Source organism: Polaromonas aquatica (assembly GCF_042659145.1).
GTDB lineage: Bacteria > Pseudomonadota > Gammaproteobacteria > Burkholderiales > Burkholderiaceae_C > Polaromonas > Polaromonas aquatica.
Window position 1 is genome coordinate 1 of sequence record NZ_JBHSRS010000062.1, and the last position, 8,438, is coordinate 8,438.

The window sequence follows — 8,438 nt, forward strand, 5'->3', positions numbered from 1 at the left end:
TTGAGAAAAGCTGGCACGCGGCACAGCTATTGAAGGCCGCATAATTGAGCAGCTAAGAGGTACGTCCAACAGGGGCAGGTTCAATCCTTGAAGGCAGCCCGGTGTTGCTGGTGCAGGACGGTAAGGTCGAAAAAGAAATGATGCGGAAACTCAACGTTTCCGACAACGACCTCTTAGCCGCAATACGCAAGCAGGGGATCATTCGCCTGTGCGACGTGGCCTTCGCAATTTTGGAACTGGACGGCAGCATCAGTGTGATCAAAACGGATGATGACTTACGTCCGCATGATTGTCTTCCGTTTGAAGTCGCGGGGAAAGAAAGCTATGCCGCCGAAGACGGCCCCACGAGCGAAACAAAAATGCAGCACGACCACAGCGAACACGACCGCGCCAAAGACGAAAAGCTGCCGTCGTAAGGCACCGCACATTTCAACGCGTCTGCGAGGCGCCGTTCCGAACCGTGTCGGGTCTCAAGCAATTACTGACTTTCGTAGGCTACTTGCGATTCTTTAACCTTTTCAACACGAACCTGCGAAAGAAGAACTTTCACTCAGCCATGAGAGCCCTCAAGGGCCATTGCAGGTGTTCGTCCGCTCACCTCCAATTCCCATTCGACAGACCATTCCTCTCCACGCCGGTTTATGACGGCATAGTTTCGCTCGGCTGCATAGATCTGCCTGTGCCCAGGCAAAGGTTTCAAGTGGACCGGCTGGCCAGGCAACGGGCTCTCGCCTAATGCCGCGAGATAGCCAAGAACACAGGCGTAGGATAGCGGCGGAGGTAGATGTGCGATTCCCGACGCTACAAGCTGATGCATGATCGTTCCGTCCGTGAACGCCATTTCGCCGCGTGTGGCGAGATGTATCTCGCCTGAGAGCACCGTGATCGGATTTCGGCCTTCGGTAGCGCGCCGTTGCAGCGTCTCAAGCATTCGCTGCCACTCGGGACGGTGCGCCTTGCTCTGCCATTGATCGAGCATGTCATCCTCATATTTTTGGACGCCAGGCAGCAGATCCAGCAATTTCTCGATCCAACTGAGCCGCGGACCTAAAATCGGCACGCTAGACATGACTAGAATCTGGTCGCCGCTATTAGTCTGCGCGAGTGCTCGCTCGAATGTGGCCCAGCCCGCCGGGCCCATCACCTGCGTCGGGCGTCGCTCCGAGCGAAGATCGGGGGCTATCACGGAGAGTCGAGGAAAGCGGATGACCTGGGTGAGACTTCGGTCCTGGCTTCCATCCTCTCCGACCAAGGGAATTTTATCGGTCGCGCCGACTTGGAACAGCATGAACATCCGCCGCGCGATATCAAAGAGGCCGCGACCGACCTGGCCGTCGAGGAGTTTCTCCGGAAGGCTGCCCCAACCATCAAAAATGTCATGGTCGTCCCACATCATGAGCGAAGGCACTCTGGCAACAAGATGGGCAATTTCCGGCTGGGCCAATAGCATCAGGTATCGGTGGAAATAGTGACTTTCCGCCGCCTTGCGCATGTCTTCGCTGAACACCTGCTCCGTCTTCTTTGCCCTTGCGGTTTCGGCCCAACGGGCGAGTGCCGGATGCGACTGAAAAACTTCATCCGCGTAGAGCTGATCTCCGCCATGGAGCAGGAGGCCAAACGGCGTACGCGCATGCTCGGTTGCCAGGCGACGCCACATTGCATTGCGCTCGGCTGCCGGCCGATCCGCGTCGGCGTGCTCTTGCCCGTTGCAGGATACGTAGGCGATCCGCACGTCCTTCGAAAGATCTGCTGCAACCGGAAACGTGGCGTTGCCGAATCGGTAGGTTGCATCCTCGCGCGCAGGGAGCCGGAAGTCGTATCGCCAGACGGTCCGACCGAACTGGGAATATAGCCGCGCCGGCCTGACGCCCTCGCCATCAGCGGGGCCCACGAGGGGGGGGGCGACGTTATCTGGAGTGACGACAACGGCAGAGAGCTCACACTGAAATTCGTCGGTACCCCGCGCGAACAGAATCGGGCCAATAGTCGTTGGCAGAGTCATCACGTCAGCATACCCAGGCGTTGGTGAATAAAGGCGGCAAAAACGCGGTGGACCTTGCGGGATGCCCAAGCACCATCAGCGATAGCACCTTGGGCAGGATATCGGCGTCTTCCATGGGGAGTTATTTCTTGGATTCCGCCCCCGGGTGCCGCACACGGCCCGGGCCTGGCTCGGTGAGATCGAACGTGGTAATTCCGTTGTCCGTTGCCTTTTGCAGCCATTCCGGGTGAGCAGTGGTGTTGCGCATGTCACGAGCGCCCGCTTCCCAATGTTCCTTCACCATTGCCCGCGAAAATTCATAGTCTTTCGAATCAAGTTCATAGGGCTTGTCCCGGTAGATCAGATGAATGATGTCCACCGGCTGGTGAGTCAGGTGCTCCTGCAATTTGGCGACTGCAGGATCGACGCGCAACCGGACAGGCAGCTTCCTGATGAGATCCGCAACCGCCTGCTGCACGTTGATGTTGGCCGCCAGGGCGTTGGTGTTTACGCGGGTGCGGCTGGAGTAGCCAATGTCCTTCTGCCGCTCAATCACCTCGGAGAATGTGGTCGGCAAGGGACCGCGGGCATTGAACAGATCCACCTGCAATACGACAAGGCGACGCGTGCGAGGAAAGGAGTCCAGAACATACTGTAGTGGCGTGTTGGAGAGGATGCCACCATCCCAGTAGTGTTCACCCTCGATTTGCACAGGAGGAAAGCCGGGGGGCAACGCAGCGCTGGCCATGATGTGTTCCACGCCGATCTTGTGCGTTGTGTTGTCGAAGTAGATAGAGTTGCCGGAGCGCACATTCACCGCACCCACGCTCAATCGAACGTCTTTCCGATTGATGCGCTCGAAATCAACCAGTCGCTCCAATGTCGCCTTCAAAGGCTCGGGGTCGTAGTAACTCAACACATGTGCACTGCCACCCAGCAAAAGTGCCGGCTCGGCCCGCGGCCGAAAAAATCCCGGAATTCCGACCATGGCAGCGCTGGCTGCGCTCCATTGGTTGAGCCACGCGCGATCACCCCAAAAGGTGGGAATATTCTGCGCCGGGCCCGAAGATACTTGCTGCCAGAACTCCGCCAGGCGTGCAACGCGTTGCGCCGGTGCATTACCCGCAATGAGTGCAGCATTGATAGCGCCGATGGAAACACCGGCAACCCAGTCGAGTTGATTGTCACTTTCGATCAGTGCCTCATAGACGCCCGCCTGGTAGGCACCGAGGGCGCCTCCACCTTGAAGGACCAAGGCCTTGGTCGCCGTTTCCATAGGAATAGGTTTGGTCAAATTTCTTATCCTCATCAGCCATTCGGGCAAATGTCGTGCGGAATGACAAAGATTCAGTCGATGTTATTGATTGCTAAAAAAATATCTTGGCCAGGATGCAGCTCGCCAAAGACTTGTGAAAGCAAATGCCATATCTATGTTGCCGGTGTTAATTGACGGTAGAGGGATTTTTTTATGCAGAATAACTAGGAATTCGGCAAACAGCCAAACACTAATAAATGGTTGAAGAGCGGTGCCGAACCAGGCGTCAATCAATCCTGCGCCCAGCAGCACAATAGCCCACGCAATCAACAACGCAGCGACTTTAGGCAACAGGCTTTTATCGTTCATGGAAAGTGATTTGAACACCGATCAGGTTGACGCCCTATGCATTTAAAGGTTGCAGAGTGTAGGCGGCTGCCGGTTTCATCTTTGAGTGATATGCTACAGACGACCTAGACACAAAGAGTCAATCACCAACGGCTTAACGCGAGCATCGAGGTTAGGTGACCGGCACCTATTTATTATGAGAATCGAACTACTCAGATTTCGTATTGGAGGTGTACTAATTTCGCTCCTGTTGCCGGCCTGCGCGTTGATCGCTGACGACGACGCATACCCGTACTCTTCCGGTTGGCGCAGGGTTCCATTTGCAGGCGTTCGCACAGAGTATTCGGGCCTGCCGTTCCGCGACTGTCGCATTTTTAAATCCGGAGAGTCTTTTTTGTTATTCCAGGAGCGTGAGAAGAAATCCCGCTTCACTACTGTTGTGCGTGATTGGTTAATGCCGCTTGGTAGAGAGGTCCCTAGGCCCGATACTGTTGCAATGCTAAACATCGACTGCTCCCACAGTTACAAAGTTGCAGAGCCATTGAACCGCTGAAATAGGTCTGAATCCTAAGGTCTTTATCATCGTAGCACCGTAGTCGCTCCGGAGTTGAATTGGTCCCAGAATCAACTACAGGATCACCGAGTTTGAGCGTGGGGGTCCTAGTCGGCTTTTGAGTACGCGTTTCTGCAAAGGCCTTTGCCACATTGCCGTAACGACCAGATTCGGTTGATCCAGACACCAAAGGCGGGGCAAATGATTTAAGGTTGAACGAGATTCAAAACTCGGTATGAAGTCGTAGAGAAAACACATTAACCGGCCCACGATCTGCGTTGTAAGCAGGGTTTGCGATTCGCTGGTATCCAAGTGTCATAGAGTTAGTGCCAAACAGATGAATGCTGTAGTACATCTCTGCAATTCTTTCAGGCCTGTAGCTAAGCCGCCCATCTCCGATGAAGGCACCTAAGCCGCCCAAAGCTAGATAGTCTCGATGAGGTCGGTTCAGACCATTTCGAGCAACCGCCAATCCCAGCGTGTCGTTCGGCCGACCCCACCGCTGCCCTTTGATAACCAAGCCTGCAGAAACAGAATTTTCGACTTCGGTAAACGAATAAGTTTCGCTTTTGCCATCAGCCCAATTGGCGCGGGCAAAAACCCCCATGTCAGACCGGAAACTTTGCTCAACGTTGACGCCAAAGCCGACCTTTACGTTATCCCTGCGTACATTCCCGACATCAGGAACCCCGCCGTTTGCCTGCGCAAATGCAATGGCGTCCGTGAAATTTCCCATGTTTTCACGATTCCGAAATGCTAAAAATCTGACTTTTCCAGGTTGTCCAGAGAGAGTATGTGATCGTTCAATTTCGATTTGATCGCCATGATGAATTGATAAACGGCTGTCCAACGCCAGTCCATTGGACTCACGCGGTCCCATAAACCGCCCCACCCGAAGAGCCCAATCGTCATGGTAATACTCCAAGGCAGCGCCGTTGGTATAGCCGCGCGCATCACCAGCGTAATCGTACGACCCGTGGGTAAAAAATGACCAATTCAGAAATTGCGTGCGTGGATCATGCGCGTATGTATTGTTGTCAAAAATGTCCAATACTGAGAAGTTCCCAGCCGTAATAACCAATCTCCTCCTATCGGCCATGCCCCCGAGTTGCAGCTGGCTTGACTCAACTGCATCCTGACCACCTCCAAGTCCAAAGGTTTGCCTGAAAAAAGCGCGCGCACGGTAGGACTTTGGTTTTCGACCACTGGTTTTTTGCTGCTCAGCGTTGGTCAAGCCTCCCAATCCATGCAAGGCGGAGAATGAGCCCAGTTGGATGACTTCAGGATTAATGTGAAGCTCGCCGTCCGCCCACGGTCGATAACCAAGAAACGCTGTCAGGCTTCCTGAATAACCGGTCTCTCTACGGGGCAGCAAACTGTTGTCGCCCGAATAAGGTGCATTAAAAGCAGGCTTTAGCTGCCCGATGTAGGTGCCCTGAAATTTGGTAAAGAACTTCTCCTCCGGAATAACTTTTTGCTGTTCAACGCTGCTAGTTTCTGGCGTGTCTGCAAAGACGGGCAGTACCATCATCGACAGCAGTCCGGCAGTCAGGATTTTTTTGATTTTTTGCATATAGAACTCTACAAAGCTTTAGGTGATTCAAATATATGGGTAACGACAAGACCACCAATAACTTGGAAAAAGCGACTGATAAAAAGCTGTCGTTGATGCGGTTTAGAGAATCAGGCGCCCTGACGAAGACATCGGCCTTGTAAAGGGCTATTCCTCTGCGCTGGTATTCCAGAAGGCTTGAGTGACGCCAGCAAGCGCCTCCATCTCTGCAGAGATGCGATCCAGTTCACTCGAATCCACCGAGGTGGCATATAGCGTGGCCTGTATTTCCGCGTCGCTCTGACCGAAGGCGTGTTGATCAACATCGCGCACCGGATAGCTGGCAGCTTCAAGGACTTCCACAAGCTTCTCGCGAACTTCAGCCTGTACATCACGCCGGCAGATCACGTAGAAGCGGTAAGTAGCCTCGCTGGACTCCTCGTTGATGGGCCGACGATTGATCTGGTTCACCACCGGCCTCAGCAGGGTGTTGCTGGCCAGCACAAACAGGGCTGCAACAACAGCCTCGCCTATGAGGCCAGCACCAGCACAGGCCCCTACGGCCGCAGATCCCCAGAGAGTCGCTGCGGTGTTTAGGCCTGTGATGTTGGCACCCTGCTTCATGATCGCTCCTGCGCCCAGGAAGCCAATGCCAGACACCACATAGGCAGCTACATGTACCGCGCCCTCATGTCCACTTAGCCTATTGGCCATGGCAACAAAAACAGCAGCGCTTACAGCGACCAATGTGTTGGTTCGCAGCCCGGCTGTGCGCTGGCGAACCTGACGCTCGAAACCGATAAAGCCGCCGAGAACAAAAGCTGTCACAAGACTGATGACGATATTCAGCAGTGAAATCTGGTTGAAGTTGTGTATTGCTTCCATATCAGCTCCAAAGTTGCATCACTGCCAGTCAAATCTACGAATATAGATCCGCTTTATGACAGTCGTCAGCACAAGGTAACCCACGAGGATAACTATCAGATACGGAAAATACAAAAGTGGTAAGGCCTGAAGCTTGAAATATTCAGCCAGAGGACCCATGGGCAGGTAAATACCAGCCGCCATGATCAAGAGCGTCATGATGATCAGCGGTGTAGCGGCTCTGCTCTCGATGAATGGCAGCTTTGGCGTGCGGATCATATGCACAATCAATGTTTGTGTGAGCAATCCCACGACGAACCAGCCAGACTCGTTCGCCCACGGTTTCGAGCAAAACGTGGCGGCCAAAAAGCAAGGTTGCCCTGCGACCCCGCAAGAAACCACTGAACCAGTTTTTGAAGATATTGTTCATTTGGAAACCTGCTCATTCTTTTTGGGTGAATGGTGTTTATATGCAGGCCTAAGAAATCGATATTTCTGGCAGGAGATGCCTGTCAAACGACTGATGCCCGCGATACCAAAACAGTGAAACCATTTCCCGTGCAACTTAAAAGTTCATGTCGAATGCACGGGTACGCCCGACTCCAGACAAGGAATACCGACTAAGGTGAGCTGGTTTCTTGTTTGTTGCGGGAGTTGAGGGCAAAGGGCGGCCTGCTCCGCATGCGTAAGCAGTGACAGCACGTCGGCTTTTTGGCGTATGGGTCTGGATGCGATAGCCAGAACGAAAGCATGTTGACCGTGGCTGCGCAGAAGATGGCGCAGTATGGCCGGACGTCGAGCGTCCAGGGCGGCACTCAACGTAAATTGAAGCGTATTGCGTGTACGAAATGTCATCAAGACCTCCTTGGGAACCGCCAAAGAGGTCTTCCTCGCGCGTTCAGGCGAGTAAATTCCTCCGTGGACGGATCTGTATCTTTAAGTCAATCGAAAAAAGTGAAATTGCCGGAGGCGCCGTTTGGCGCCAACTAGGGTCTGGGTCCATCGCTATCTCCTTATCTGGTTGAATAAAGGTTATGAATCTCTAGGGGAAATCGAAACGTTATGGACGCCCGCATAAAGAGCGTCGCTGGGCCTGTAACTGCAAAAAACAGCGAATGCGATGAGCAGGCCAAATTGAGTTGTGGTCCACCTCAATTGCAAAGGCCAGGGCCGGGTTACCGTCCGGAATTGTTTTCTTTTGCTCCTCTCTGAACGTGGGTAGTGATGAGCGCACTTCGCCCCTGCATGGGCAGCAGTCCGAACTTTCCACACTTGCACAGGACATAACGTGACTCTTGGGCCTGAAGGAGACGCACGCATGAACAATGCTGCAGGCCCCAGGACAAATCGAAAACCTCGCTTTTAGACGAAGTTACTCCCAAGGGCTGAAGGTCAGCGACGAAAAGGTGACGGGTGGTTCTGTCATTGGGGAATGCTCAAGAAGAGTCTTCGCCAATTAAGTCGAGAAAGGCTGCGGGTTAACTCAAAACCCCAGCCGGTGAGAGCGTTAGGGTGCCGAGCGTACAGCGGCCACCGGGGCACGCTTTTTATCACTGCATAAATTGGCACTGTCCACGAACGCGGCTCCGAAGTTGAGACCTTGCTATTTTTGCACTGCACTAAAGCGAATGTCAACAATTCATTTCATGATGCCGTTCCAAAGGTTAAAAACAATTGATAGCCCATGTCTCGTAGAGGTGAAATTGGCTAACTGACTTCCACAGTAAATGCATTCCTTCAGTACGCTTTCACCAATTTGCGTTTTGACCGTGTCGCTGACGCCAATTTCTTTGGCATGTGTGTGACCTTGCCCCCGAAAAACGTACTCCTTAGCTGATGGGTAAAAATCAGTTTTAGGAGATTGAGATGAGCGAATCGAAAAGAC

8 protein-coding genes and 1 pseudogene are annotated in these 8,438 nt (G+C 53.4%); 1 reads left to right on the plus strand and 8 read right to left on the minus strand.

Annotation, left to right across the window (positions count from 1 at the left end):
* Window positions 1-101 precede the first annotated feature (101 nt).
* Window positions 102-416, plus strand: a complete 315-nt coding sequence (locus ACFQND_RS12495) for a YetF domain-containing protein (RefSeq protein ID WP_377413696.1) — start codon at window positions 102-104, stop codon at window positions 414-416.
* A gap of 134 nt (window positions 417-550) precedes the next feature.
* Here the strand turns inward: ACFQND_RS12495 and ACFQND_RS12500 are convergent, their stop codons facing one another.
* The 8 genes and pseudogenes from ACFQND_RS12500 to ACFQND_RS12535 all read right to left on the minus strand — a co-directional run.
* The gene (locus tag ACFQND_RS12500; protein WP_371435620.1) at window positions 551-2,002 is read right to left on the minus strand and encodes an alkaline phosphatase D family protein; all 1,452 of its coding nucleotides are present in this window, start codon (window positions 2,000-2,002) and stop codon (window positions 551-553) included.
* Window positions 2,003-2,123: 121 nt separating this feature from the next.
* A complete protein-coding gene (locus tag ACFQND_RS12505; protein ID WP_371435628.1) occupies window positions 2,124-3,257 on the minus strand; it encodes a patatin-like phospholipase family protein in 1,134 nt (377 codons plus the stop codon).
* Between the two features lie 81 nt (window positions 3,258-3,338).
* The gene (locus ACFQND_RS12510; protein ID WP_371435619.1) at window positions 3,339-3,605 is read right to left on the minus strand and encodes a hypothetical protein; all 267 of its coding nucleotides are present in this window, start codon (window positions 3,603-3,605) and stop codon (window positions 3,339-3,341) included.
* Between the two features lie 755 nt (window positions 3,606-4,360).
* Window positions 4,361-5,710: a carbohydrate porin gene (locus ACFQND_RS12515; protein WP_371435618.1), complete on the minus strand. Its 1,350-nt coding sequence runs from the start codon at window positions 5,708-5,710 to the stop codon at window positions 4,361-4,363.
* Between the two features lie 147 nt (window positions 5,711-5,857).
* On the minus strand, window positions 5,858-6,574 hold the full coding sequence (locus tag ACFQND_RS12520) for an MgtC/SapB family protein (protein ID WP_371435617.1): 717 nt from the start codon (window positions 6,572-6,574) through the stop codon (window positions 5,858-5,860).
* Between the two features lie 18 nt (window positions 6,575-6,592).
* A pseudogene (locus ACFQND_RS12525) lies at window positions 6,593-6,883 on the minus strand (cation transporting ATPase C-terminal domain-containing protein); the annotation flags it as partial.
* A 243-nt stretch (window positions 6,884-7,126) separates the two neighbouring features.
* Window positions 7,127-7,408, minus strand: coding sequence for a hypothetical protein (locus ACFQND_RS12530; protein WP_371435616.1), 282 nt, complete (start codon window positions 7,406-7,408; stop codon window positions 7,127-7,129).
* A 784-nt stretch (window positions 7,409-8,192) separates the two neighbouring features.
* Window positions 8,193-8,438 (minus strand): hypothetical protein (locus ACFQND_RS12535; protein ID WP_377413699.1); only part of this gene is annotated, 246 nt, incomplete at its 5' end.

Bases quoted from the DNA above. Each gene is read 5' to 3' on its own strand.
- ACFQND_RS12500 (WP_371435620.1), bottom strand. From the start codon at position 2,002: ATGACTCTGCCAACGACTATTGGCCCGATTCTGTTCGCGCGGGGTACC.
- ACFQND_RS12510 (WP_371435619.1), bottom strand. From the start codon at position 3,605: ATGAACGATAAAAGCCTGTTGCCTAAAGTCGCTGCGTTGTTGATTGCG.
- ACFQND_RS12530 (WP_371435616.1), bottom strand. From the start codon at position 7,408: ATGACATTTCGTACACGCAATACGCTTCAATTTACGTTGAGTGCCGCC.
- ACFQND_RS12520 (WP_371435617.1), bottom strand. From the start codon at position 6,574: ATGGAAGCAATACACAACTTCAACCAGATTTCACTGCTGAATATCGTC.
- ACFQND_RS12505 (WP_371435628.1), bottom strand. From the start codon at position 3,257: ATGGAAACGGCGACCAAGGCCTTGGTCCTTCAAGGTGGAGGCGCCCTC.
- ACFQND_RS12515 (WP_371435618.1), bottom strand. From the start codon at position 5,710: ATGCAAAAAATCAAAAAAATCCTGACTGCCGGACTGCTGTCGATGATG.